This window comes from Bartonella sp. P0282 (genome assembly GCF_048452985.1).
Classification (GTDB): domain Bacteria; phylum Pseudomonadota; class Alphaproteobacteria; order Rhizobiales; family Rhizobiaceae; genus Bartonella; species Bartonella choladocola.
This window is the reverse complement of sequence record NZ_WTFO01000001.1, coordinates 792,290-816,737: the sequence shown is the minus strand read 5'-3', so window position 1 is coordinate 816,737 and position 24,448 is coordinate 792,290. Positions and strand designations below refer to the sequence as shown.

Annotated in this window: 20 protein-coding genes; 11 read left to right on the top strand and 9 right to left on the bottom strand. The window is 45.5% G+C overall.

The window, feature by feature from the left end; all coding sequences use genetic code 11:
* Positions 1-11: 11 nt before the first annotated feature.
* The 7 genes from GQS64_RS03600 to GQS64_RS03570 all read right to left on the bottom strand — a co-directional run bounded on the left by GQS64_RS03600 (position 12) and on the right by GQS64_RS03570 (position 6,203).
* Positions 12-764 (bottom strand): enoyl-CoA hydratase/isomerase family protein, encoded by a 753-nt coding sequence (locus GQS64_RS03600; protein WP_198230653.1) that lies wholly within the window; start codon positions 762-764, stop codon positions 12-14.
* Entirely contained in the window at positions 754-1,719 is a 966-nt protein-coding gene (locus GQS64_RS03595; RefSeq protein ID WP_198230652.1) for an NAD(P)H-dependent flavin oxidoreductase, read from the bottom strand. The genes GQS64_RS03600 and GQS64_RS03595 overlap by 11 nt, the downstream gene beginning before the upstream one ends.
* Positions 1,720-1,722: 3 nt before the next feature.
* A complete protein-coding gene (locus GQS64_RS03590) occupies positions 1,723-2,424 on the bottom strand; it encodes an ABC transporter ATP-binding protein (RefSeq protein WP_077994429.1) in 702 nt (233 codons plus the stop codon).
* Positions 2,411-3,130, bottom strand: coding sequence for an ABC transporter ATP-binding protein (locus tag GQS64_RS03585; RefSeq protein WP_198230651.1), 720 nt, complete (start codon positions 3,128-3,130; stop codon positions 2,411-2,413). The genes GQS64_RS03590 and GQS64_RS03585 overlap by 14 nt, the downstream gene beginning before the upstream one ends.
* Entirely contained in the window at positions 3,123-4,085 is a 963-nt protein-coding gene (locus GQS64_RS03580; protein ID WP_077990923.1) for a branched-chain amino acid ABC transporter permease, read from the bottom strand. Before GQS64_RS03580 ends, GQS64_RS03585 begins: the two co-directional genes overlap by 8 nt.
* A gap of 4 nt (positions 4,086-4,089) precedes the next feature.
* Entirely contained in the window at positions 4,090-4,965 is an 876-nt protein-coding gene (locus GQS64_RS03575) for a branched-chain amino acid ABC transporter permease (protein ID WP_077990921.1), read from the bottom strand.
* Positions 4,966-5,033: 68 nt separating this feature from the next.
* Positions 5,034-6,203 carry an ABC transporter substrate-binding protein gene (locus GQS64_RS03570; RefSeq protein ID WP_198230650.1) on the bottom strand — a complete coding sequence of 390 codons (1,170 nt, stop codon included), beginning with the start codon at positions 6,201-6,203 and terminating at the stop codon, positions 5,034-5,036.
* A gap of 634 nt (positions 6,204-6,837) precedes the next feature.
* Here GQS64_RS03570 and GQS64_RS03565 point away from each other — a divergent pair.
* The 7 genes from GQS64_RS03565 (at position 6,838) to GQS64_RS03535 (ending at position 16,049) form a co-directional block, all read left to right on the top strand.
* Positions 6,838-8,895 carry a 3-hydroxyacyl-CoA dehydrogenase NAD-binding domain-containing protein gene (locus GQS64_RS03565; RefSeq protein ID WP_198230649.1) on the top strand — a complete coding sequence of 686 codons (2,058 nt, stop codon included), beginning with the start codon at positions 6,838-6,840 and terminating at the stop codon, positions 8,893-8,895.
* 130 nt (positions 8,896-9,025) lie between these two features.
* The gene (locus GQS64_RS03560; protein ID WP_077990915.1) at positions 9,026-10,204 is read left to right on the top strand and encodes an acetyl-CoA C-acyltransferase; all 1,179 of its coding nucleotides are present in this window, start codon (positions 9,026-9,028) and stop codon (positions 10,202-10,204) included.
* 9 nt (positions 10,205-10,213) lie between these two features.
* On the top strand, positions 10,214-11,395 hold the full coding sequence (locus GQS64_RS03555; RefSeq protein ID WP_077990913.1) for an acyl-CoA dehydrogenase family protein: 1,182 nt from the start codon (positions 10,214-10,216) through the stop codon (positions 11,393-11,395).
* Positions 11,396-11,402: 7 nt separating this feature from the next.
* The gene (locus GQS64_RS03550) at positions 11,403-12,551 is read left to right on the top strand and encodes an acyl-CoA dehydrogenase family protein (RefSeq protein WP_198230648.1); all 1,149 of its coding nucleotides are present in this window, start codon (positions 11,403-11,405) and stop codon (positions 12,549-12,551) included.
* A 139-nt stretch (positions 12,552-12,690) separates the two neighbouring features.
* On the top strand, positions 12,691-13,440 hold the full coding sequence (locus GQS64_RS03545; protein WP_077990910.1) for an electron transfer flavoprotein subunit beta/FixA family protein: 750 nt from the start codon (positions 12,691-12,693) through the stop codon (positions 13,438-13,440).
* A 22-nt stretch (positions 13,441-13,462) separates the two neighbouring features.
* On the top strand, positions 13,463-14,392 hold the full coding sequence (locus tag GQS64_RS03540) for an electron transfer flavoprotein subunit alpha/FixB family protein (protein ID WP_077990908.1): 930 nt from the start codon (positions 13,463-13,465) through the stop codon (positions 14,390-14,392).
* 1 nt (position 14,393) lies between these two features.
* Positions 14,394-16,049 (top strand): electron transfer flavoprotein-ubiquinone oxidoreductase, encoded by a 1,656-nt coding sequence (locus GQS64_RS03535; RefSeq protein ID WP_198230647.1) that lies wholly within the window; start codon positions 14,394-14,396, stop codon positions 16,047-16,049.
* A gap of 427 nt (positions 16,050-16,476) precedes the next feature.
* Here the strand turns inward: GQS64_RS03535 and GQS64_RS03530 are convergent, their stop codons facing one another.
* The gene (locus GQS64_RS03530; protein WP_198230646.1) at positions 16,477-17,178 is read right to left on the bottom strand and encodes a glutamine amidotransferase; all 702 of its coding nucleotides are present in this window, start codon (positions 17,176-17,178) and stop codon (positions 16,477-16,479) included.
* Positions 17,179-17,771: 593 nt separating this feature from the next.
* On the opposite strand from GQS64_RS03530, the gene GQS64_RS03525 reads away from it, so the two are divergent.
* From GQS64_RS03525 to GQS64_RS03510, 4 genes are all read left to right on the top strand, one after another.
* Entirely contained in the window at positions 17,772-19,070 is a 1,299-nt protein-coding gene (locus GQS64_RS03525) for an MFS transporter (RefSeq protein WP_077990903.1), read from the top strand.
* Positions 19,071-19,396: 326 nt separating this feature from the next.
* A complete protein-coding gene (locus GQS64_RS03520) occupies positions 19,397-20,809 on the top strand; it encodes an aspartate aminotransferase family protein (RefSeq protein WP_198230645.1) in 1,413 nt (470 codons plus the stop codon).
* Positions 20,810-21,028: 219 nt separating this feature from the next.
* Positions 21,029-22,126: a GNAT family N-acetyltransferase gene (locus GQS64_RS03515; RefSeq protein WP_198230644.1), complete on the top strand. Its 1,098-nt coding sequence runs from the start codon at positions 21,029-21,031 to the stop codon at positions 22,124-22,126.
* The gene (locus tag GQS64_RS03510) at positions 22,126-23,001 is read left to right on the top strand and encodes an arginase family protein (protein ID WP_198230643.1); all 876 of its coding nucleotides are present in this window, start codon (positions 22,126-22,128) and stop codon (positions 22,999-23,001) included. The genes GQS64_RS03515 and GQS64_RS03510 overlap by 1 nt, the downstream gene beginning before the upstream one ends.
* 25 nt (positions 23,002-23,026) lie before the next feature.
* Here GQS64_RS03510 and GQS64_RS03505 read toward each other — a convergent pair whose 3' ends face one another.
* Positions 23,027-24,376: an ATP-binding protein gene (locus GQS64_RS03505; protein ID WP_198230642.1), complete on the bottom strand. Its 1,350-nt coding sequence runs from the start codon at positions 24,374-24,376 to the stop codon at positions 23,027-23,029.
* Between the last annotated feature and the right edge of the window lie 72 nt (positions 24,377-24,448).

The following is a 24,448-nucleotide window of genomic DNA, read 5'->3' as shown; positions in this document are numbered from 1 at the left end:
TATGATTCCTGTTATTTATTGAAAAATCCTTTGATAATTTTTTGAGTTTCTTCACTCATTCGCAAGTTGTGAAATGTTTTTGCTTCGTCTTCAAGGACTGACACTAATTTATCCTTATTCCGTTTTTTCAGCATTTTTTTGGTTGCCAATATGGATTGAAACGGCATTTTTGCAAGTTTTTCCGCTTTTTGAAGTGCATAAGAAACGGCATTATTATCTTCAACAATAGCGTTCAAAAGATGGAATTGTAAGGCATCCTCCGCACTGAAGAAATCTCCGAAAAACAACAATTCGGCTGCCTTTTTGTAGCCTGCCGCAAGCGGGAGATAGAATGTCGATCCACCTTCCGGAGATAGCCCCAAAGTTGCAAACGGGAATCTGAAACGGGCACTCGTTCCGCAATAGGCAAGGTCGCAATGGTTAAGCATTGTCGCCCCTATTCCGACCGCATAACCTTCCACAGCCGCAATGACCGGTTTGTTCATGCCATGAAGTGTGAGCAGCAATTTCAACCCCGGAGACTGGCCTTTCCCATCAAGCAAACTCTCTCCGCTAAAATCATGAAGGTCATTGCCCGCGGTAAAACATTTACCCGCGCCCGAAAGCACAATAACCCTGATATTTTCATTCTCGTCGGCATTCTGGAGCGCATCAGTCAACAACCGGTACGCTTCCCGATCGAGTGCATTATGTTTTTCGGGTCTGTTCATAATAATATGACAGACTTCAGGGATTGGCATTTCCACCAGTATTTTACCGGACATAGATTGCCCCCTTATTTTGCAGACGGTGAAAAGCGGTCCGATATTCCCTTTTCAATTTGGCAATAACTTCGGATGCTGGCAATATTTCGTCGATATTACCGACACCCTGTCCTGCACCCCAAATATTTTTCCACGGTTTGACCCGCGTCGAACCGAAATTTGCTGCCAGACCATTTTTCAAATCATCCGGATCGAGGCCGGAACGAACAATACTCTCCCTCAGGTAATTGCCATTAACACCGGTGAAAAAGGGCGTGTAAACAATCCCGCTCGCATCCGATTGGATAATCATTTCTTTATATTCATCAACCGCATTTGCTTCGGGAGTTGCGATAAAACGGGTGCCGATATAAGCCGCATTGGCACCCATTGCCTGCGCCGCTAGAATATCATCACCCCGTGATATTGCGCCCGAAAGAACAATCACACCGTCGTAAAATCGGCGTATTTCGCCAACCAAAGCAAAAGGACTGAGCGAGCCACCATGCCCGCCTGCCCCCGCACAAACGGCGATAAGACCGTCAACTCCCTCGTTCAATGCTTTTTTTGCGTGCCTTATACTGATGACATCATGGAGCACCACTCCGCCGTAATTATGAACGGCTTCAACCACTTTTCCCGGCGCATGAAGGGAGGTGATAACCACCGGAACTTTATGTTCGACACAAACGCCAAGATCATGGTCAAGCCGGTCATTGGACGCATGGACAATCAGATTGACCGCATAGGGAGCCGGTTTTGCACATTTTCCTGTCGAGACAGCTTTTTGGATGCCCTCTTCAATTGCTGAAAGCATGAGGGGAAAATCTTCCTTTTGACGTGCATTGAGGGAAGGAATGGAACCGATAATTCCATTGCAGCATTCAGCGATAACCAATTGCGGATTGGAAACGATAAAAAGCGGCGAAGCAATTGCCGGAAGTGCGAGATGTTCGATAATTTCCTGAAGTGACATTGTCTACTCCTGTGCCAGATAAAGTTCGTGTAACGCATGAAGATCGACATCGGCGGCCGGTTGCTTTAGCAAAATCTTGCCATCGCGCATGAGATAGACCAAATCGGCAATGTTGACGGCCATACGGGTATTCTGTTCGACGAGAACGATTGTTACGCCATGCTCTTTCATGCGGCCGATAATATTGAAGACCTCTTTCACCATGACCGGTGAAAGCCCCAATGAAGGTTCATCGATCAGAAGAATTTCGGGATCCGACATCAATGCACGAGCCATTGCAAGCATTTGCGCTTCGCCGCCTGACAGTGACCCCGCCAATTGGAGACGACGTTCTTTCAATTTGGGAAACAAAACATACATTTCTTCCGCTTTGGAAGAAAAAGTTGCACGGCAGCGTTTATCAAAAGCTCCCAAAGCGAGATTTTCTTCAACTGTCATATCCGGAAAAATCATACGGCCTTCCGGTACCATTGCGAGTTTGACACCGACAAAGTCCCAAGTCTTTTTTCCCGCAACGTTTTTGCCGTTTATTTCGACAGTTCCCTGATATGGTAACAGTCCGGTAATTGCCCGTAACAAAGTGGTTTTGCCTGCGCCATTCGGACCGACAATGGTTGTCAATTGCTTTTCGGGAAACTCGAGCGATACACCGCGCAATATCGTGATCGCGCCATAACCGGTATGCAAATCTTCAATCTTCAACATGACTTGCACCTGTGTAACTTTCTATGACTTTCGGGTTGGTGAAGACTTCGCGTGGTGTCCCGTCGGCTATCAATTGGCCGAAATTCAATGCGATAACCCGCGAACAAAGCTTGGAAATTGTCTCTATGTCATGTTCGACAATAATAATTCCGATGCCAAGCGTTGAATTGATCTGCTTCAATTTTTCCATAAACATACGTTTTGCCTGACTTTCAAGGCCGGCCAGCACCTCGTCAAGCAGTAACAATTTCGGTCTGGTTGCTAGCGCTTTGGCAATTTCCAACCGTTTGAGTTCCTGCATGGCAAGCTCGCTCGCCGCATCGCTATCGGCTTTATGGGCTATCTCCAATAATTCCAGAATTTCATCTATCCTTTCCGGATTATTCTCGCGAGCGCCGAAAGTTTGGGCAACAATCAGATTTTCCCGTACTGTGAGATGGTGCATGGGCTTCGGAATCTGGAAGGTGCGCCCCAATCCCAGACGGGCACGTTTATAAAGTGCCAATCGCGTTATATCGCTTTTGTCCATAATGACATGGCCGAGTGTCGGGCGAACAAGCCCCGAAACTGCATTGAAGAGCGTTGTTTTACCGGCACCGTTGGGACCGATAAGCCCCAGAATTTCATGGCTGCCAACGCTGAACGACACATTGTTTACTGCAACAAGGCCGCCAAACCGGACTGTAATATTTTTTATCTCAAGCATGAGCTTTCCTGTTCTTGAAAAAGAGCGATAAAAGTCCATCCGGAGCAACGAGAATAAGTATTGCCAGAATAATCCCCAGAATGATCTGGTGGCCGACCGAAGTATGGAAAACAGCCGCAAAAAATTCTTTTGCAACAATCTGGTCGAACAGATAGATCACGACAGCGCCGATAACCGGCCCCCACAATGTTCGGGAGCCACCGAAAATAGCGGCAATGATCGGCAAAAGGCTCCAATTGGCAGAAAATGCATCATCCGGATTGAGGGAGCCGATGAGATGCGTATTAAAAGCGCCGATAAGTCCTGCAATGAAAGCCGATAACAAGAGAATGAGAAATTTGAGCCTGACAGCATTGACACCGACAACCAGACTTGCATCCTCGCTTTCGGCTATAGCTTTCAATGCCAAACCGGTTCTGGAACGCAGAATGGAACCATAGATAAATGCGATAACCAGAATGATGGCAAGCATCAGAAAATAAGCACCAAGACGTTGTGAAAAATCGATTCCCAAAACTTCCGGAAGCGGCGGGATGGAGCTTATGCCAGCAGAACCATTTGTCCATTGCGGCATTTCGACAGCCAGACCATAGAAAATTTGCGCATAACCAAGAATAGCCAGAGCAAAATAGGACCCTGACAATCTTATAATCGGCAACATCAAAACGGCTGAAAGAGCCGCGATAATTGCCGCAAATGGAACAGCAAGCAAAACCGGAACTCCACAGCGCATGGTAACAATTGCGCTCGCATAAGATGCTATTCCAAAAAACGCTGCATGGCCGAAACTCGTCATGCCACCAAGATTGGAAAGCATCGCCCATGACAAGGCAAGCCCCGCAATGACCAATGACGAGATAATCGTCATCAGATAATAATCATTCAGGAAGAATGGCAACACGCCTGCAATGATAATGAGCAAGACAAACAAAATAGAAGATTGAAGCTTTGCCATTTTTCTAACCTCTCCGCTGTGTTTTGCCGAAAAGACCATTCGGAAGGAAAATCAGTACACCGAGGAAAAGCAGCATCGAAACCATATTGGCAAATGACGCATTGAAATAACTTTCGGTCATAGTCTGGGCCAGAGCCAGCAAAATCGCACCTATCAACACACCCGGAATCGAACCGATACCGGCAAGCACCGTGATAATAAAGGCTTTGATCGTCAGCATATGTCCAAGACCGGGAGTGATCGGCTGAAAAGTATAAAGTGCTATTCCGGCGACAGTCGCAAGCAAAGCACCGATAACAAATGAAATAAGTTCGGTGCGAACGGGGTTGATGCCCATCAGCTTGGCTGCATTACGATTTGAAGTGACAGCGCGCACCGCCCGCCCGTACCAACTGTTTTTGAGCCAAAGCCACAAAGCCAACATGAGAAGAATTGCCAGAACAAGCGCAATAAGCTGACTGTAAGTGGCAAAAATATCAATTGCGAGAAGCGGTTCGACCGTTTCCTGCATATCGGCGCTCATGCGTGGCTCGTTTCGCGCTATGATAAGAATTGCATTGGTAATAATAATACCGAACGAATAGGTGAATATCAGCGAATTCAGTTCGCGTTGTCTGGTTATCCGGTTGAGCAAGATAAAAATGAGACATGCAATGAGTCCGACCACCAAAAACGCTACCGGAATTGCAAGATAAGGGTTATACCCCCACTGGCTTTCAAACATGTAGCCGATATAGGCTGCCAATAGTACCAGTTCGCCATGGGCAAGATTGATAATCTTCATCGCACCGAAAACAAGAGCAAGGCCTAAAGCAATCAATGCATAAACCGCCCCTATTGTCAGTGCTGTAAAAATTGCCGGTAGCAATAAATCCATCATAGAACTCTTGATTTTAGGGAAAAGAAATCATTCCGTATTTCATACGAAACAACGCGGTTTAGCACCCTTCACCAGGGACGAGCCGGTAACAGAAGCGGTTTTGTAGCTTGGTCTAATGGTGCAACAATTGGCAGTTCTTTGCCTTGATGCTGGGCCATACGCAGCGAAAAATGGATGTTCTCACCGGTATCATCGAACTTGATTTTACCAATCAGGCTGTCAACTTCTTCGGCACGTAATTCGTCAGAAAGTTTTGTCCGGTCGAATGAACCCTTTTTGGCCAGGCGATCAATTGCATCGAAAAGCAGTTTCGCCTGAACATAACCATAAACTGCCTGATAATCGACATCCTTGCCGTAAAGTTCTTTATAGGCTGCTTGAAAGGTTTTGCCTTCCTCGTCGTTGAAAGCCGCCGGAAAGGAGATCAAAGCAGCACCGATCACTTTTTCCATAAGATCGGGAAAATCTTCCTGCATTTTGACTGTCGCGACACTCCATGTTCCAACCATAGCCTTGACATCGGGCTTGATAAGTTTAGCCGCACGCAAAATTCCGATGTAATCATTCTCATAGACAATCATCAGAATGACATCCGGTTTGTCGCGCAAACGCATCCGGTTGACCAACGGTTGGAAATTGGTGGTTGAAGCGTCGAAAGGATATTCGACAAATTCTATGTTTTGCTGTTTGAGATGGGCTCCTACCGTTTTGGCAAGCAGACTGGGAGCATCGCTACGCGTGTTGACAAAAATTGCAACTTTTGTCGGTTTTAGCTCGTCAAGCATTCCATTGACTGCAACTGCATAACCGCCATTGTTATTGACGCGGAAAAAGGTTTTCAAGCCCCGCCTTGTCAGTTCTTCCGATACAGCACCCGCCGTCATATAAGTAACGCCATAACGATTGGAAACTTCCGAGGCAGGCCCGATAATGCTTGAAGCATAACCGCCGATAATCGCCGCATCGCCGCTACTTGCAAATTTTTCGACAGCAGTCACCGCTTTGGTTGCAGTACTTTCATCATCCACAATATCGAATTTTACCTTCGTTTCGCTATTGAGGTTATGAAGATGTTCGGCAACCAACATACCTTCGCGATAAGCCTGTCCGGCTCGTGCAAAAGCCCCCGTTAATGGCAGGTGAGCACCAACAACATATTCTTCGGCAAATGAAACACCCGAAAAAATAAATATACCTATTGCTGCAATAAATAAGGATATAATTTTATTCCAAACCATATAGCATCCTCCCGTTATATCTGTTTGAATAATATTATTTTATATTTAAAATTAGTGGTTATACTATATTTTAGTATAGTATGATTACACTATTCTTCTATGTATTTGTTTTGTGAAAAAGGTTGCAAAGTTCCTCCCAGACAACCCCTTGTCCGGCAACGATAACCAATTCACCTGAACCCGTCAATATTTTTCTGCATGGCGGAATAAGAGACGAAAAATAGCTATTTTCAATCTTTGCCTGCACCCCTTTTTATCAAAGCAAACGGGCAATTTTTTTACAGGCTCAACGTTCAAACCACCGGAATATTTTTGTAAAAATCAACTTTGACGCGACATACCTTTTTCAAAACGGTGCGAGTGAAAATGTTATTTTGCTAAAAAAATCTCCTTTATTCCGATAATTCGTAGATTGAAAAACCACAGCAAACATAATTGTGAACAAAACTCGATCTTTGACATTGCATTTTATTTTCCATTATGCAGAATAATGGTTGGAGTTTCCATAGGGGGGAGTAGGTTCTACAAACCGTATTCCTGAACGTGTCGAAAATCATTCTGCATCTATCAATTGGTTGAAATGGTCAGCTTTCGACATTGGCTGTGGGGCGTTTTCATTGCTGGGAGGTAAATAATGACGGACATTGTTTCATTTGAAGTACGAGATGGTACAGGAATTATATGGCTTAATAATGCGCCGGTGAATGCTTTGTCCCAAGCGCTTCGGTCGCAAATCGACATAGCTTTGGACAAAATCGCTGCCGATAAAGCCATTGGTTCGGCAGTCATTGCTTCAAAACTGAATGTCTTCGTTGCAGGTGCTGATATTACCGAGTTCGGCAAACCGGCAAAGTCTCCGGTTCTTGTCGATCTTATCGAAAAAATTCGTCATTTCAAAAAACCGGTGGTTGCTGCGATCAACGGTGTAGCCTTTGGCGGCGGTGCAGAAATTGCTCTTAGCTGCTCGAAACGTATAGCAGGGCCAAAAGCTCAAATCGGCCTGCCTGAAATCAATTTAGGACTCATTCCCGGTGCGGGAGCGTTACAACTTTTGCCTCCCATCATAGGGGCTGACAAAACCTTTGAATTGGCAAAAAGCGGAAAACCGCTTTCTGCAAAGGCCGCCCTGTCGAATGGAATCATCTCGGTTATTGCCGATGGCGATCTTGTTGGAGAAGCAATAAAACTGGCAAACACGCTTGTAGCCGAACATTATGAAAACCGTGTGGACGATGCAGCTTTTGTTAGCCGCGATAATAAACCGGCCTTTGATGCACTGGTTCAAAAAGAACTCAAGCACAAGTCGGAAAATCCCGGAATTGAAGCTCTTATCGACACGATGCAGGCAGGGTTTCACGAAAATTTTGCAGATAATCTCAAGCGTACACGAAAGCATTTTTCCTGTTTGCAAAATGATGAACGTTCAAAAGCTATGCGATATGCTTTTTTTGCCGAACGCGCTGCCGCAAAAATCGACACCGGCAATACAACCCCTGTTACGATAAACTCGCTGGCAGTCATAGGCGCCGGAACAATGGGTTCGGGCATTGCCATGGCCGCGGCGAGCAAGGGTTTTCCTGTTACGCTTATTGAAACAAATCCCGAAGCATTAGAGCGTGGATTGAAAAAAATTGCCGATACATATCAGAGCCTCGTTGAACGTGGCCGGATGACCAAAGAAGCCGGCCAAAAATGCGTTGAATCTATTAAAGGTAAAATCGGCCTTGACCATGCAGCTCATGCCGATCTGGTTATCGAGGCCGCCTTTGAAGATATGAAGGTGAAAAAAGACATATTCACCGCACTTGATAAAATTGCAAAGCCTTCCGCTGTTCTTGCAACCAACACATCCTACCTTGATGTGAACGAGATTGCAGGCGTTACAGCCCGCGCCGAAAATGTACTCGGACTTCATTTTTTCTCACCCGCCAATATTATGCGCCTTGTTGAAGTCGTTAGAGCCAAAAAAACTTCGTTACCGGTTTTGGCCGGTTCGGTAAATTTTGCCAGAAAAATAGGTAAAATTCCGGTTGTTGTTGGCGTTTGTCATGGCTTTGTCGGCAATCGGATGCTGGCAAGAAGAACGGAAGCTTCCGAAAAATTGTTACAAGATGGTGCTCTGCCATGGCAGATTGATATGGCAATGACCGATTTCGGGTTCAAAATGGGGCCTTATGCCGTTTCCGACCTCGCCGGACTTGATATTGGCTGGCGTAACCGCAAAGCAATCGGACAAGTCTTTCCGATCGCTGATGCTATCTGCGAATTGGGATATTTCGGTCAAAAAACCGGACGTGGCTATTATATTTATAAAAATGGCTCAAGGACAGGCGAACGCGATCCTGAAATTGAAAAGCTTATTGAAGATGTATCGAAAAAGCTTGGCATAAAACGTCGCCCCATATCGGACGATGAAATTATCGAACGCCTGATTTATCCCATGATTAATGAAGGCGCCCGCATTATTGAAGAAGGTATTGTTGCACGCCCCGGTGACATTGATGTCATCTGGTGCAACGGTTATGGCTGGCCGGTCTGGCGCGGCGGCCCCATCTATTATGCCGACCATAAAGGACTGAAGCTCATTGCCGGAAGGCTTGAGCATTATGCCGAAGAGTTCGGTGACGAAAGTCTTAAACCTGCGCCATTGCTTGAACAATTGGTCAAATCGAACAAGCATTTTGAAGACTGAACAGAGGAAAGACTGAACGGGATTAAAACCAATCGGTCAAAGACCAGTCCATACGATTTTACAATTGCCGGTCATAAGAGAGGAAGACCGGCATAACACCGTGTAAATCGTTTAATTCGGGAGTGAGAAAATGGATGAAGCTGTTATTGTTTCGACTGCCAGAACGCCGATTGGCAAAGCATTTCGCGGAAGTCTCAACCTGACACATGGTGCGGATCTCGCTGCCCATTGTATCAAAGCGGCCATAAATAAAATAGGTATTGACCCGGCCGATGTTGAAGATGTCGTTCTTGGTTGCGGCTTTCCGGAAGCAGCAACGGGAGGCAATGTCGCCCGCCACGCATCGCTTATTGCGGGATTACCGGTAAAATCTTCGGGTGTTACTGTTTCACGCTTTTGCGCGTCCGGTTTACAGGCAATTGCCGATGCTGCCCATCGCATCATGTGTGACAAAGTACCGACTATGGTTGCTGGCGGGGTAGAATCCATTTCCCTTGTCCAGCCGAATGTACGGCGTGACCTTGTCGTCAATCCCTGGCTTAAAGAACATATTCCGGAAATTTATATGTCAATGATCGACACGGCCGATCTTGTTGCAGAACGCTACAATATATCAAGACATGCGCAGGATGAATTTGCTGTAGAAAGTCAAAGGCGGGTCGCCAAAGCACAAAAAGAAGGCCTTTTCGATGATGAAATCGTGCCCATTACAACGATTTGCTCGAAAACCAACAAAGAGACCGGCGAGGTTACACAAGAAACCGTTACCCTTTCAAAGGATGAAGGCAACCGCCCCGGCACAACGCTTGAAGCATTGTCAAAACTTAATCCGGTTAAAGACGAACGTTTTGTGACAGCCGGTAATGCAAGCCAGCTATCCGACGGTGCTTCGGTTTGTGTGCTGATGTCCAAAACACAGGCAAGCAAACAAAATCTCGAACCACTCGGTATTTTTCGTGGCTTTGTGTCGGTCGGCTGCTCGCCTGAAGAGATGGGCATCGGTCCCGTTTTTGCGGTTCCCCGATTACTGCAACGCCATCATTTGAAGATCTCCGACATAGGATTGTGGGAACTCAATGAAGCGTTTGCATCGCAGTCTGTCTATTGCCGCGACACATTGGGAATTGATCCGGAAATTGTCAATGTCAACGGGGGGGCGATCGCCATCGGGCATCCCTTTGGAATGAGCGGTGCACGATTGGTCGGCCACGCTTTGATAGAAGGCAAACGACGCGGTGTACGTTATGCGGTTGTTACAATGTGTGTAGCCGGCGGCATGGGATGTGCCGGACTTTTTGAAATTAATTGAGGTGTCATTATGGATTTGCGTTTTACTGATGAAGAGCTGAAATTCCGCGATAAGTTGCGGCATTTTTTCCAGACCGAAATTCCCGAAAAAATTCGGGAAAAGGTAAGTGCCGGCGAGAGTTTGAGCAAAGAAGAAATGGTGACCTCGCAACGTATTCTCAACGCTGCAGGGCTTGCTGTACCGCATTGGCCGATTGAATGGGGGGGGAAAGACTGGACGCCTATCCAGCGCTATATCTTTACCGAGGAAGTCCTCTACAATGCAGTTCCCCTTCCGCTCCAGTTCAACTGCTTTATGGTTGGTCCGGTGATTGCTACATTCGGAAACCAAAAGCAAAAAGAACGTTTTCTGAAACGTGCCGCCAATCTTGACGACTGGTGGTGTCAGGGATTTTCCGAACCGGGCGCGGGTTCCGATCTCGCATCATTGACAACAAGAGCTGTTCGTGAAGGCGACTATTACATTGTCAATGGACAAAAAACATGGACAACACTCGGTCAATATGCGGACTGGATATTCTGCCTCGTCAGAACAGATCCCAATGTAAAAAAGCAGGCCGGTATATCATTCATCCTTATTGATATGAAAACCCCCGGCATCACTATCCGCCCCATTATTACCATTGACGGGCGACATGAAGTTAATGAAATTTTCTTTTCCGACGTAAAAGTTCCGGCTGAAAATCTTGTCGGTGAAGAAAATAAAGGCTGGTCATATGCCAAATTCCTTTTGGCGAATGAACGTTCCGGAATTGCACGGTTGGGGCTTACCAAAGAACGTGTATCGCGGATCAAACGAATTGCCAAAACTGTTCCTTATCATCAGAAAACCATGTGGGAAAATACCGGTTTCAGGGAACGGCTATCCTGGCTTGAAATCGAATTGAAGGCATTGGAAATAACGCAAATGCGCGTTTTATCAAAGCAAGTCGCAGGCGATAAAGCACCTGATCCGGCATCATCTATTTTGAAAATCAAGGGTTCCGAGCTTCAGCAGGCATCAACCGAATTATTACTTGAACTTGCCGGCCCGTTATCATTGGCGGGAAGTGATGCAGCAGCTCTGCCTGACGGTGTGGATTGGGCTCGCGGTGTTCCCGGACTTTATATGAACACACGCAAGGTTTCGATCTATGGTGGTTCAAACGAAATTCAGCATAATGTAATTGCAAAAGCAATTTTGGGAATGTGAGGCTAAAATGGACTTTCAACTTAATGAAGAACAATCCATGTTGGAAAACAGCATTGGCCGTTTTGTTCGCGAAAAATTCTCGACACTGGAAGCTATTGACAACGCCCGGAAAAATACTCGCGGTTTTAGCGATGCCGATTGGCAACAACTGGTGGAAATGGGCCTCACAATGATGCCTTTTTCGGAAGCTGATGGCGGGCTTGGCTATGGTATCGAAGAAACCGGCATTGTCATGTCGGCCTTGGGAAGGGGTTTGGTGGCCGCTCCCTATCTCAACAATATTGTTATTCCCGGAGTCATATTGTCGAAAGCTGCAAATGACAGCCAGAAGAGCAAGCTGCTTTCTATTATGATTGAAGGTCAGAAACGTTTTGCATTTGCCCATAATGAGGCAAAGACTTTCAATGATCCTTTCAATATCGAATTGTCTGCTAAAAAAAGTGGAAATCAATATACGCTGAATGGTACGAAAGTGGTCGTCCCTTATGCAGAAGGTGCCGATTATTATATTGTCAGTGCCAGAACCGGCGAACACAAAGCACCTGAGGAAAGCCTTGGTTTGTTTATCGTGCCAGCAGACACAAAAGGCGTTGAAGCCGCTCATTACAAGAGCGCCGACGGCGGGCGTGCGTCCAACATTACATTCAAAAATGTTTTGATTGACGAAGAAAACCGCCTTGGCAAGGAAAACGAAGCTTTTCCCGTTATCGAACGTGCCTTGCAAGAAGGCATGGTTGCGATGATGGCAGAAGCTGCCGGCATTATGGACGAGCTGCTGCATCTTACTGTCGATTACTTGAAACAGCGTGTGCAATTCGGTGTCGCTATTTCCGGTTTTCAGGCACTCCAACACAAAGCCGTTGATATGATGATTGCATCCGAGCAAGCCCGCTCCATGAGCTATTATGCGATGATGATGCTGAATGCGCAGGATCGACAGGAACGTCTTGCCACTCTCTCTGCAGCCAAAGCGCAAATCAATAAATCTGCCCGTTTTGTAGGGCAAATGTCGGTACAACTTCACGGCGGTATCGGCATGACAATGGAATATATCGGCGCGCATTATTTCCGTCGTTTAACAATGATTGAAATGCTTTTTGGTTCAAGCGATGTGCATATCGAGAATGTCATTCATTATGGCAAACTCGTTGCTTGATTGACGGAAGGTTTCAAACCCGAAAGTCAATAAAAATGGTTGGATTAAGGTAATGTTGCTTCTATACATTATCTTGCCAACCGAATAACATCGAATGCACAATGGAAACGATCAGCGGTTCTAGCAAAGGGATAGGCCTATGAAAATATTGGTAGCTGTAAAACGTGTGATAGATTACAACGTCAAGCCGCGCGTAAAAAGTGACGGAACAGGCGTCGAACTTGCTAATGTCAAAATGTCGATGAATCCGTTTGACGAAATAGCGCTTGAACAAGCTGTTCGCGAAAAAGAAGCCGGTCGCGCAAGTGAAGTCGTTGCTGTAAGTGTCGGGCCGCAGGCTGCACAGGAAACATTGCGGACCGCTCTTGCCGTTGGCGCTGATCGTGCAATTCTGGTTACAACAGATGATGAAATCGAGCCGCTTTCGGTTGCAAAAGTTCTGAAGGCGGTGGTTGACAGCGAAAAACCGGATATGGTTTTCCTCGGCAAACAGGCTATTGATGACGATTCCAACCAGACAGGCCAAATGCTTGCAGCTCTTCTCGGTTGGGGACAGGCCACTTTTGCCTCCAAGCTTGAGCTGAAGGATGGCGAGGCTATTGTAACGCGGGAAGTCGATGGTGGTTTACAGACCATTGCAGTCAAACTTCCGGCTGTTCTTACCGTTGATCTTCGCTTGAATGAACCGCGCTATGCCTCGCTTCCCAATATTATGAAAGCACGCAAAAAGCCGATCGAGCAAAAAACACTTTCCGAGTTCAATATTTCCAGCCAGCCGCGACTAAAAATCCTGAAAGTGGAAGAACCACAGGCCCGCAAGGCAGGCGTAAAGGTTAAAAATGTTGCCGAACTTGTCGAAAAATTGAAAAATGACGCGGGCGTCCTCTGAGCATCAAGGGAAGGATTTCAATATGACCATTCTTTTATTGGCCGAACATAACAATGCGGAATTGTCGGAACAGACAGCAAAAGCTTTAACCGCAGCCCATGCAATCGGTGGCGATGTCGATATCCTCGTTTGTGGAAAAAATGCACAGACGGTTGCCGAACAGGCCGCAAAACTCGACAATGTCCATAAAGTACTTCTGGCAGAAGCCGACTATCTCGAACAGCAATTGGCCGAACCGGTAGCTGCAACAATTGTTGCGCAAAGCAAAGATTATGATGTCATCATGGCGGCATCGACCAGCAATGGCAAAAATATCATGCCACGGGTTGCGGCATCGCTTGATGTCATGCAGATTTCGGACATTGTCGAGGTTGTCTCGCCCGACACATTCAAACGTCCGATTTATGCGGGCAATGCTATTGAAACGATCCAGTCAACGGACGACAAAAAGGTTATTACAGTGCGTACCGCTTCATTCAAGGCAAAAGCCGGAAACGGTACAGCAACAATTGAAAAAATTACACCGGCAGCAGACCCGTCTTTGTCACGCTATATCGGCGAAGAGGTTAAAAAGAGTGACCGGCCCGAACTCACTTCGGCAAAAATCATTGTATCGGGTGGACGTGGCCTCGGCTCGGAAGAAAATTTCATGTCTATTCTGCTTCCGCTTGCCGACAAGCTCGGTGCTGCAGTGGGTGCAAGCCGTGCAGCCGTTGACGCCGGTTACGCCCCCAATGATTGGCAAGTCGGACAGACCGGAAAAGTTGTTGCACCGGATCTTTATATCGCAGTTGCCATTTCCGGTGCTATCCAGCACCTTGCAGGCATGAAAGATTCACGCGTCATTGTCGCAATCAACAAGGATGAAGATGCACCCATGATGCATATTGCCGATTATGCATTGGTTGGTGATCTTTTCGACGTTATTCCGGAGCTTGAAAAGGCACTTTGAAATGAATGAATTACCTCCGCGCGAGAGCATGGAATTTGATGTTGTTATCGTTGGTGCCGGTCCGGCCGGCCTTTCGGCAGCTATAAGACTGAAACAGATCAATCCCGATCTTTCGGTTGTTATCGTTGAAAAAGGTGTTGAAGTCGGCGCCCATATTCTATCCGGTGCTGTTGTCGATCCGATCGGGATTGACACTCTTTTGCCTGACTGGCGCAATGAACAAAATCATCCTTTCACAACGGAGGTAAAAGAAGACCATATTTTCATGTTGGACGAGACGAGAGCCAAGCAGATTTCCAACCGGATTATGCCGAAACTTCTCTCCAATCATGGAAAATACATCGTCTCTTTGGGAAATGTTTGCCGGTGGCTTGCGACAAAAGCGGAAGCCCTCGGCGTCGAAATCTATCCCGGTTTTGCTGCCACTGAAGTTCTTTATAATGAAGACGGGGCTGTTACAGGCATTGCAACAGGTGATATGGGCGTTGAAAAAGATGGTAGCCAAGGCCCCAATTATATGCGGGGTATGGAACTTCTCGGCAAATATGTGCTGATTGGAGAAGGCGCACGCGGGTCACTCGCAAAAACGCTCATCAACAAGTTCGAGCTTGATAAAGGGCGCTCACCCCAGAAATATGGCATAGGCATAAAAGAGTTGTGGGAGATCAATCCGGAAAAGCATCATGCGGGGCTTGTCCAGCATACATTGGGCTGGCCGCTTGATGATGCGACAGGTGGCGGCTCTTTCCTCTATCACATGGAAAACAACCAGATTGCTGTCGGATTTGTTGTCCACCTCAACTATAAAAATCCTTACCTTTCTCCGTTTGAAGAATTTCAGCGCTTCAAAACACATCCGGCTATTCGCCCGATATTTGAAGGTGGCAAACGTATTGCCTATGGTGCCCGTTCTCTGACCGAAGGCGGGTGGCAATCCGTACCGAAATTGACTTTTCCGGGTGGCGCTTTGATCGGATGTTCGGCCGGTTTTATGAATGTTCCCCGCATTAAGGGATCGCATAATGCGGTGTTATCCGGCATTTATGCTGCCAATGCCATTGCCGATGCGTTAAAATCCGGCCGCAGTCATGATGAAATTACAGAAATAGAAAATGGCTGGCGTGACAGTGCAATCGGAAAAGATCTTTATCCGGTACGTAATGTCAAACCGTTGCTATCAAAATATGGCACGAAAAAAGGTGTCCGTCTGGGCGGCTTTGACATGTGGTGCCAAACGCTCTTCCACTTTTCATTATTTGGTACAATGTCGCATGGTCTACCGGATTATCTATATCTTGAACCGGCAGAAAAACATAAACCTATAGAATATCCGAAACCTGATGGTGTTGTCAGTTTTGACCGCCTCTCGAGTGTCTTTCTTTCAAATACCAATCATGAGGAAAACGAGCCTTGCCATTTGAAAGTCACCTCACTCGATGTTCAGGAAAAATCGGAGCTAACCGTTTATGCCGGACCTTCGACACGTTATTGCCCCGCTGGCGTTTACGAATGGATCGAAAAGGATGGCAGGGAAACCTATGTCATTAACGCGCAAAACTGTGTCCATTGTAAAACGTGCGACATCAAGGATCCGAACCAGAATATTACCTGGACATGTCCACAAGGTGGCGAAGGACCCGTTTACCCGAATATGTGATTTTGTTTTCCGAATAGCTCTGAACAGTTTTGGAAAACATTGGGTCTTTGGGCTGGTAAAACCAGAGACAGTGCCTCATCCGGTTATTCTGCCTTGATAACAACAGGCAGAATAACTTCGCTTCTGTTTTACGATTAATAAAAACAACGGAACAGTTATTTCCTTATTTTTCATTTTAAATCACGGCAAAAATCAAACGAAGTTAGGCGATGTCGGGGGGCAAAAGTTTTGCAACCGATTTTATAAAGAGCGCGCCTTACCTTACGCAAAGGCCAGAGTGAATTTCGTGTAAAATGTTACGAAGCACAATCTTCAAAAAAAAAGAATTATCAATGCATGAAGCGGTACAGCCGTTTTCAATTCACCTTCACAAAACAAGATTTTCATTAAAGAAATTGTCTTATTGGCGGAAGGAATGTTGCAACAATCAGATATTTTTCAAAAATTCCTCGCTCCAGAGATTGAAAATTTTTTCAGCTTTTATTCTCAAATCGCCTTGGTATTTTTTTGCATCATTGCGAAGGTTAACCGGATCAATTCCGGCTTGCGAAAGCTCGGCGGCATGGCCTACCAACCAATGTTCAAAATAATCAAGATCCGCTTCAAGATGAAATTGTAATGCCAAAACATTTTCGTAAGAAAAAGCCTGATTGGGACAAATGCCGGTTTCTGCCAGACGCTTCGCACCATCCGGAATCTCGAACTGGTCACCGTGCCAATGAAGAACCGGTGTCGTACCGATCAGCTCAAGCGGACTTTTCTGCCCCTCATCGGTTAATTGCAAGCTCGAAAAGCCGATTTCTTTTTTACCCATCGGTTTTACTTTTGCACCGAGAACGGTTGCAATCAATTGCGCTCCCAGACATACACCGATCATCGGTTTTTTGATTTTTAAGGAATTTTCTATGAGCGTCAATTCCTGATTGATAAAGGGATAGCGTGCGCCATCATAAACGCCGATAGGACCACCCAGAATAACGACAACATCCGCTTCAGTTAGCCGAAACGAAGAAATGTCATCTCTCGTCGCGTCAAGTTTTTTTAGCTCATATCCCCGTTTGCCAAGAATATTCCCGATCAAACCGGCATTTTCAAATTCGAGATGTTGCAACACAAGTGCTGTTTTCATTTTCTTCTCCGCAAAATCTCACGCGCAAAGTGAATGAATGCAAAAAACCTGAACTCCAGAAAGCGTTATTGAAAGCATGAAAGGCCGTTCATGCCAAGCAGTTTTATCAAGAGACATCATCTGAACATTCCAGATGCGTATTTGCAAAATATCCCGTTTCAAATTTCACCATTCAAATTTCAACGCGGAATGCTTTTAGCTTAACGATTTTTTTAAGGCTTCCCGATTTATCAATGCATTTTCCCGAAGCCATACCGTAACTTACTATTTCGTTCAAAAAAAACTGATTGGATTATGCGATATATCGTTTAGCCAACGCATTTTTCCCTTGATATTCAAATAAAAACCTTCATTATTTAGAGAGTATTCCATTTATGGAATCTATTGGGAGGATCAACGACAGCCTATTTTTAACTTTCAGCCGGAAGCTTTACCAAAGCTTGCGACAAAAGGTGTTCTGTCGTTTTGCGTAATGACCGCCAGGAGGCTTTTTAAAAGGTGGTCCGATTTCAGGGGGAGGAACTTCAAATACATCCCAAGTTTGAACGTCCCCGTTTAACAATATTCATATTTTATCTTGGACAAAACAAACTATGGAAGAAAATATAAAGGAACGAACACGTCGCGCACGTAAAGCTGGTATTGCCTCTTTCATCGGAACGACAATCGAATGGTATGATTTTTATGCATATAGCACGGCCGCTGCATTGGTTTTGGGAAAATTGTTTTTTCCGACAACAGATCCGGGAACAGCAACTCTGGCTGCATTCGCAACGTTTTGGGTGGGCTTTTTTGCAAGACCTGTTGGCGGAATTGTCTTCGGCCATTTGGGTGACCGTATCGGCCGCAAAAAAACATTGGTAGCAACGCTCCTGTTAATGGGGTGTTGTACAACTTTGATAGGATTTTTACCGGTATATCAAAATGTCGGTATTGTTGCGCCTATTCTACTCGTTGTTTTGCGATTGATCCAAGGTTTGGCAATGGGAGGTGAATGGGGTGGCGCCGTGGTTCTTTCCGCCGAACATGCGCCAAAAGGAAAATCGATTTTTTATGCGGCATTCGCTCAACAAGGCTCACCTGCCGGAAATCTGCTTGCAACCCTGGTTTTTCTATTTTTCTCGACATTGCCTGATGAACAGTTCCTCAGTTGGGGATGGCGCTTGCCTTTCATGTTCTCCGCCATTCTGGTTATCATCGGTCTTATCATCCGCATCAGTGTGGATGAGTCACCCGAAATGGAAAAAATACAGAAAGAAAAAGCGGTTGCCCGCCTTCCGATTGCAGACGTATTAAAAAAATATAAGGCAATCGTTTTGCTGGGAATTGGTGCGACGATCATAACAGTCACGGCGACCTATTTCAAAACAACTTTTGCGCTTGCCTGGGCGGTTCATGAAAAGCTTTTTACAAGAACCGAATTTTTATCCATTGTCAGTGTTGCTATCTTTGTCCAACTTCTGGTGCAGCCTTTCGGTGCTATTCTGGCTTCAAAATTCGATTTACGGAAAACCGTTACATGGATGCTTATTCCTGAAATTTTCATGTTGCCACTGATGTTTTCACTCATCGAGACAAAATCCATGCCGTTAGCAATGATCGGTATGGCTTTGGCAACCGTCCCGCACTCGCTCTATTATGCAGCTCTTGCGGGTATTCTCGTAAAAGCATTTCCTACCCAGGTTCGTTATACGGCAATTTCGGTAACTTATCAGGTTTGTTCAATGATATTTGCCGGTTCGACGCCGATGATTGCACAATATTTGCTCAATGAAACGGGAACCATCCTGTCTGCTATGGGTTTTGCTATTGCACAGGTCATCATTACTTTGATTTGCGCTGTTGCTCTTATTGTATATGCAAAAATCCCTAATGAGAGAGATGAAGCTTAGAGGCAAACTTATATAAGGTTACAAACTTATACGAGATTTTTTTGAAAATTCGATTGGCAGATTCAATGGATCTGCCAATTGTTTTATTGGCTATGGTTCATGACCACGGATATTTCAAAGTCGGTTGATCGCGTCAATCTGCTGAAAACGACAAACATTACCTATCTTTATGACATTTTCGGCCGATTCATCCGACTTTGTAACCATAATTTTCCACGTGGCCGGATTGAAAGACAAGTTTTGTTACTAAAGCAAAACACAAACACAACAGCCCTAACGCTTTCTAGCTCTAAAATTCTGACTATCTTTTAGTTTGGAGTGCAAATATGGCAAAACCAGAAAAAATGACAAACGCTGATGCCAAGGCTTTCGAGTCTCGGCTACTTGCCGATGAAGCAAAATATTGCTCCTTCGGCGACACTGTCCACTATGTAAACCCGCCAAAAGTATTTGCTGGCTGCGAAGGCTCCTATATGTATGATCTCGAAGGTGTTCCTTACCTTGATCTGCAAATGTGGTATTCCGCCTGTAACTTTGGCTACGCAAATCCCCGCCTTGATAATGTTCTGAAAAAGCAGATCGACACTTTACCACAGGTTGCCAGCCAATATTTGCATCCGACAAAAATCGAATTGGCAAAGATTATCGCCGAAGATATGAAGAAGAAATTCGGCCTAGACGGACGTATCCATTTCAATGTCGGCGGCTCGCAATGTATCGAAGATTCACTGAAAGTCGTTCGTAATGCCAAGGCCGGAAAGAGCCTGATGTTTGCCTTTGAGGGTGGCTATCACGGCCGCACATTGGGCGCTTCTTCTATCACATCAAGCTATCGCTATCGCCGTCGTTACGGGCATTTTGGCGAACGCGCCATGTTCCTGCCCTTCCCTTATCCGTTCCGCCGTCCTAAAGGGATGACTGTTGAAGAATATGGCGAACATTGTGTCAACGAATTCGCCCGCCTGTTCGAAACAGAATATAATGGCGTATGGGATCCGAGAGCAAACGAAACCGAATACGCAGCCTTCTATATCGAACCTCTTCAGGGGACTGGCGGTTACGTTATTCCGCCGAGAAACTTCTTTAAAGGCATCAAGAAAGTTCTGGACGAGCATGGCATTCTTCTTGTCGTCGACGAAATCCAGATGGGATTTTATCGCACGGGCAAATTATGGTCGATTGAACATTTCGGCGTAACCCCTGATGTTCTTGTTTTCGCCAAATCGCTCACCAATGGTCTTAATCCTTTGGGTGGCCTTTGGGCACGTGAAGAATTGATTAATCCGAAAATATTCCCTCCGGGGTCGACCCATTCAACATTCGCCTCGAACCCGCTTGGAACTGCACTCGGTGTTGAAGTTTTCCATATGCTTGGTGAAACCGATTATGAAACCATGGTTATGGAAAAGGGCAAACATTTTCTCGAAGGATTGCAAGATCTTCAGAAACGTCATCCGGAAATTGGTGATGTTGACGGTTTGGGCTTGGCCTTGCGTGCCGAGATTTGCACCGAAGACGGTTTCACACCGAATAAAGCCCTTCTTGACCGCATGGTCGACATCGGCCTTTCGGGCGACCTTGACTGGCAGGGCAAAAAAACCGGTCTCGTTCTCGATGTCGGTGGCTATTATAAAAACGTCATCACACTTGCACCGTCATTGCTCATCACGACAGAAGAAATTGACAAAGCAATTTCGCTGCTTGACCAATTGATTACACGTGCAAAGAAAGAACAATAAAACATTGTCGGATCGGCGTTTAAGCCGATCCGGCAAACAATGGGCGTGAGGGGAGACGCGTTTCCCTTCACATTAAGTGTTGAAGTTTATTCTTCGCATTTTTTGAAATTCCAGGCTTTTTATCCGGCGTGCCGATAATTGGCTCATTGGGAATTTTAGATGCACAAGCGAATTTCAATCCGATTCTTTCAAGAAATTTGACAGACAAACCGGTGAAATATGGGAAATCGAAAAGAGATAGACAACGCCATTAAAGCCTGGTCAAACAAGCTTGAACCGGATTATCTTTTAAGCGATTTTTTGCGCCACCCGCCTGTTGATTTCAAGGCTGATATTTCCGAGGTCGGACTTCCGGTTTTTTCAGCTCTTTTTGATCTCACAACAACAATGGATAATGAAGATCAAAAGCGTTTGAAAAAAATACCGCTCTATAAATTCTGGTCACGGTTGTTGAAGTATAAAACACTATTTGTCGGCACAACTGTCTCGGAATTTTCGCCTTTGCCCACGCCTTTTGATGCAACTCAAGCGGCGCTTTTCTTGAAAGAAAAAGAAGGCAAAAATTACCCGCTTGTCATTGTCAAAGACTTGCCCTCCCCTTCGCCTCTTATATCCGATGAAGACGCGAGAAAAACTGCGGATTTTCTCCAACAATTGGAACAGGCGGGCTTTATTTCTGTTTCCGGTCAAGCGCTTGCCTATGTACCGGTCGATTATTCTTCACAGGATGATTTTCTTTCCCGTTTTTCTAAAAATCGCCGCAAGGATTTTCGCCGGAAACTCCGTGCCATGGAAAATCTGGAAATTGATGTTTTAACCGCCAACTCGCCTTATCTTCAAAGTGACGAGGTGATAAAACACTTCTACCAGCTTTATTTACAGGTCTTTCAACAGAGCGAAATCCATTTCGATCTTTTGAGCGAAGAGTTTTTCTACGATTTGTTACATACGGGCGACGAAAGCCTGCGGGTTGTTGTCTATAAAAAAAGTGGCAAGCTCATCGGTTACAATATTTGTTTTGCCTATAAAAACATGCTTGTCGATAAATATATCGGCTTCGATTACCCGCTTGCAACCGACAATAATCTCTATTTCATAAGCTGGTTTTTCAATCTTGAATATGCCCGCCTCAATGGCTTCAAATATTATGTTGCCGGTTGGACCGATCCTGAAATCAAAGCCTATCTTGGCGCAAAATTCGTTTATACACGCCATGCCGTCTATATTCGCAATCCTTTGTTGCGAGCGATATTGAAACACTTCCGGCATCATTTCGAGAGTGACGCCCATCTTGAACTTCAAGGAGACCAAAACTGATGAAAAATCCGGTTATCCTCGATTTTGACAATAGTGTGGGAACATTCGACAATTCGATCAATATCGATTTAAGCGGGTGGCAAGACCGTATCCGTTACGCTACGACTTTTTCCAATTTTCGTAAGCTCGAAATGGAACTTGAAAAACAGATGCCGGAAACTTATGGACCGGTTTTTCTTGGAAGTGGCGATTATCACCATGTCAGCCAATTGTTGATAAAACATTGTCACAAACATATCAAACAAGAACCTTTAACGCTCATTGTGATTGATAACCATCCCGACAATATGCGTTATCCTTTCGGTATCCATTGCGGTTCATGGATCAGTCATGCTGCTTCTTTGCCATTTGTCGACCATGTTCACGTCGTCGGCATTACCTCCGGCGATATTGGTGTCAAACATGCCGTCGAAAACCGCTTGAAGCCGCTTATGTCCGGCAAATTGACCTATTGGTCGACAAAAGTGGATGTGAGCTGGGCAAATATTCTGGGCTTGAAAAATGCTTTCCAGACATTTGCTAATGTCGATGACATGATGTCGGCCTTTATCAGCAGCATTTATAAGGAAAATCTTCCCGTCTATCTGTCAATCGACAAGGATGCGCTTTCGCCGCAATTTATTCATACCAATTGGGATCAGGGCGAGATGGAACCGCGGCATTTGACCGACCTTATCACCAATATCGGTTCCCGACTTGAAGCCTGTGATATTACCGGAGAAGTTTCCAATTACACTTATCACAGTTTCTGGAAAAGTCTTTTGAGTAAACTTGACGGTCAAACAACCGTTTCCGACGAACTCGTTACAAAGTGGCAAAAAGAACAGCATGAGTTGAATAGCAAGCTCATCGAAACGCTTTCCGCTTATCTTTAAAACGCATATTTTTCAGGCGCCCGCGCTAAAGCCCGAAGCGCATGACAAAACGTGCGCCCCCCAGGCGGCTTGAAAGGACAAAAGCCGAACCATGGTGGAGTTCTGCAATAGCACGCACGAAAGAAAGGCCGACACCATATCCCTCATGTGAGCCGGATTTATCATTATCAAGCCGGAAAAAAGGCGAAAATATTTCCTCTCTGGCGCTTTCTGCCACGCCCGGGCCATCATCATCAAATTCAAAAATCAGCGCATCATCCTGTTTATAAACATGGATATAAACCTTTGAACGGGCATATTTGAAAGCGTTCAGAATGATATTGCGAAACGCCATTGCAGCCAATTTCGGATCAATGGAACTATCCACATTGGCAATATTATAACTGACTTCAAATCCTTTAGGCTTCAACAATGACAGATCATCAATGATATTTTCTGCCCAACGCTTGATATGGACATTTTCAAGCTTTGTCGGCATATTTTTGTTGTTCATGCGGAAATAATCGAGCGATATTTTAATCAATTGTTCAAGCTCGTCTATATCCTTGTCAATTCCTGCGTAAAGCTTCTTTTTTTCTTCCGGATCGGAATCTTCCAACATGCTCAAGCCGAAGCGCAATCGGGCAAGAGGTGTACGGAATTCATGCGCCATCGCATGCATCATGGTACGGCTATGACCGACGAGAAGTTCAAGACGGGTTGCCATATCATTGATAACATGGCCGATCATTTTTAACGGTTCGCTGCGAATTTTCGGAACCCGTGCAGTCAGGTTTCCTTCGCCTAACGCATTGGCTGTCAATCTGATGGCTCGCGCCTCGCGCCACAATGTGGAAAAAGCAAAATATAAAATGGCAAAAAACAGCACTGCGTTGACAATTGTAAGCAGTGCCAGAAGAACAAAAATTGCGCTGGCATTGGCATCGTTAATATCTGTTGTAATCAGCGGACCGAGTTTCAAATAGCCACCCGATTGCAGTTTTGCATAGATATGGTCGTCTTCATCATCATAAGCGAGGTCATAAGATTTGAATTGTTCCTGAACCTCGTCGGAAAAATGGTCAGGTTTTTCGATGTAAGTGAGTCGAAAGTGAAAATGCGGCTGCAATTCTTGAAGCACATCCGACGGCTTTTTTAACGGCTCGCTCGCGATCGCACGATCAATCATATAGACAGTGCCCTGATGGGCATCGCGTTCTATATCCGCGTCGTCAATAATGCCGGTCCAGTTGGCAGGCAAAGCAAGGAACAATTGTAACGTGCCATAGGCGACGCCACCTTGCAAAAAGAACAAAATGACAAGCACACTGATCGAGCGGATGATAACCATTCGACGACGACTTTTCTGCAATCCATCGTGTTCTTCGTTCGTCATAGCATTTCACCCATTATTGCCGTCATTCGCATTTTTCACGCATTTCTGCTTAGCTTTCTCGAAAAATATAGC

Excerpts from the sequence above, each read along its gene's own strand:
- GQS64_RS03580 (WP_077990923.1), bottom strand. The coding sequence starts at position 4,085 with ATGGCAAAGCTTCAATCTTCTATTTTGTTTGTCTTGCTCATTATCATT.
- GQS64_RS03530 (WP_198230646.1), bottom strand. The coding sequence starts at position 17,178 with ATGAAAACAGCACTTGTGTTGCAACATCTCGAATTTGAAAATGCCGGT.
- GQS64_RS03570 (WP_198230650.1), bottom strand. The coding sequence starts at position 6,203 with ATGGTTTGGAATAAAATTATATCCTTATTTATTGCAGCAATAGGTATA.
- GQS64_RS03585 (WP_198230651.1), bottom strand. The coding sequence starts at position 3,130 with ATGCTTGAGATAAAAAATATTACAGTCCGGTTTGGCGGCCTTGTTGCA.
- GQS64_RS03540 (WP_077990908.1), top strand. The coding sequence starts at position 13,463 with ATGACCATTCTTTTATTGGCCGAACATAACAATGCGGAATTGTCGGAA.
- GQS64_RS03525 (WP_077990903.1), top strand. The coding sequence starts at position 17,772 with ATGGAAGAAAATATAAAGGAACGAACACGTCGCGCACGTAAAGCTGGT.
- GQS64_RS03600 (WP_198230653.1), bottom strand. The coding sequence starts at position 764 with ATGTCCGGTAAAATACTGGTGGAAATGCCAATCCCTGAAGTCTGTCAT.
- GQS64_RS03520 (WP_198230645.1), top strand. The coding sequence starts at position 19,397 with ATGGCAAAACCAGAAAAAATGACAAACGCTGATGCCAAGGCTTTCGAG.
- GQS64_RS03545 (WP_077990910.1), top strand. The coding sequence starts at position 12,691 with ATGAAAATATTGGTAGCTGTAAAACGTGTGATAGATTACAACGTCAAG.
- GQS64_RS03515 (WP_198230644.1), top strand. The coding sequence starts at position 21,029 with ATGGGAAATCGAAAAGAGATAGACAACGCCATTAAAGCCTGGTCAAAC.
- GQS64_RS03595 (WP_198230652.1), bottom strand. The coding sequence starts at position 1,719 with ATGTCACTTCAGGAAATTATCGAACATCTCGCACTTCCGGCAATTGCT.
- GQS64_RS03505 (WP_198230642.1), bottom strand. The coding sequence starts at position 24,376 with ATGACGAACGAAGAACACGATGGATTGCAGAAAAGTCGTCGTCGAATG.
- GQS64_RS03555 (WP_077990913.1), top strand. The coding sequence starts at position 10,214 with ATGGATTTGCGTTTTACTGATGAAGAGCTGAAATTCCGCGATAAGTTG.
- GQS64_RS03565 (WP_198230649.1), top strand. The coding sequence starts at position 6,838 with ATGACGGACATTGTTTCATTTGAAGTACGAGATGGTACAGGAATTATA.
- GQS64_RS03560 (WP_077990915.1), top strand. The coding sequence starts at position 9,026 with ATGGATGAAGCTGTTATTGTTTCGACTGCCAGAACGCCGATTGGCAAA.
- GQS64_RS03510 (WP_198230643.1), top strand. The coding sequence starts at position 22,126 with ATGAAAAATCCGGTTATCCTCGATTTTGACAATAGTGTGGGAACATTC.
- GQS64_RS03535 (WP_198230647.1), top strand. The coding sequence starts at position 14,394 with ATGAATGAATTACCTCCGCGCGAGAGCATGGAATTTGATGTTGTTATC.
- GQS64_RS03575 (WP_077990921.1), bottom strand. The coding sequence starts at position 4,965 with ATGATGGATTTATTGCTACCGGCAATTTTTACAGCACTGACAATAGGG.
- GQS64_RS03550 (WP_198230648.1), top strand. The coding sequence starts at position 11,403 with ATGGACTTTCAACTTAATGAAGAACAATCCATGTTGGAAAACAGCATT.
- GQS64_RS03590 (WP_077994429.1), bottom strand. The coding sequence starts at position 2,424 with ATGTTGAAGATTGAAGATTTGCATACCGGTTATGGCGCGATCACGATA.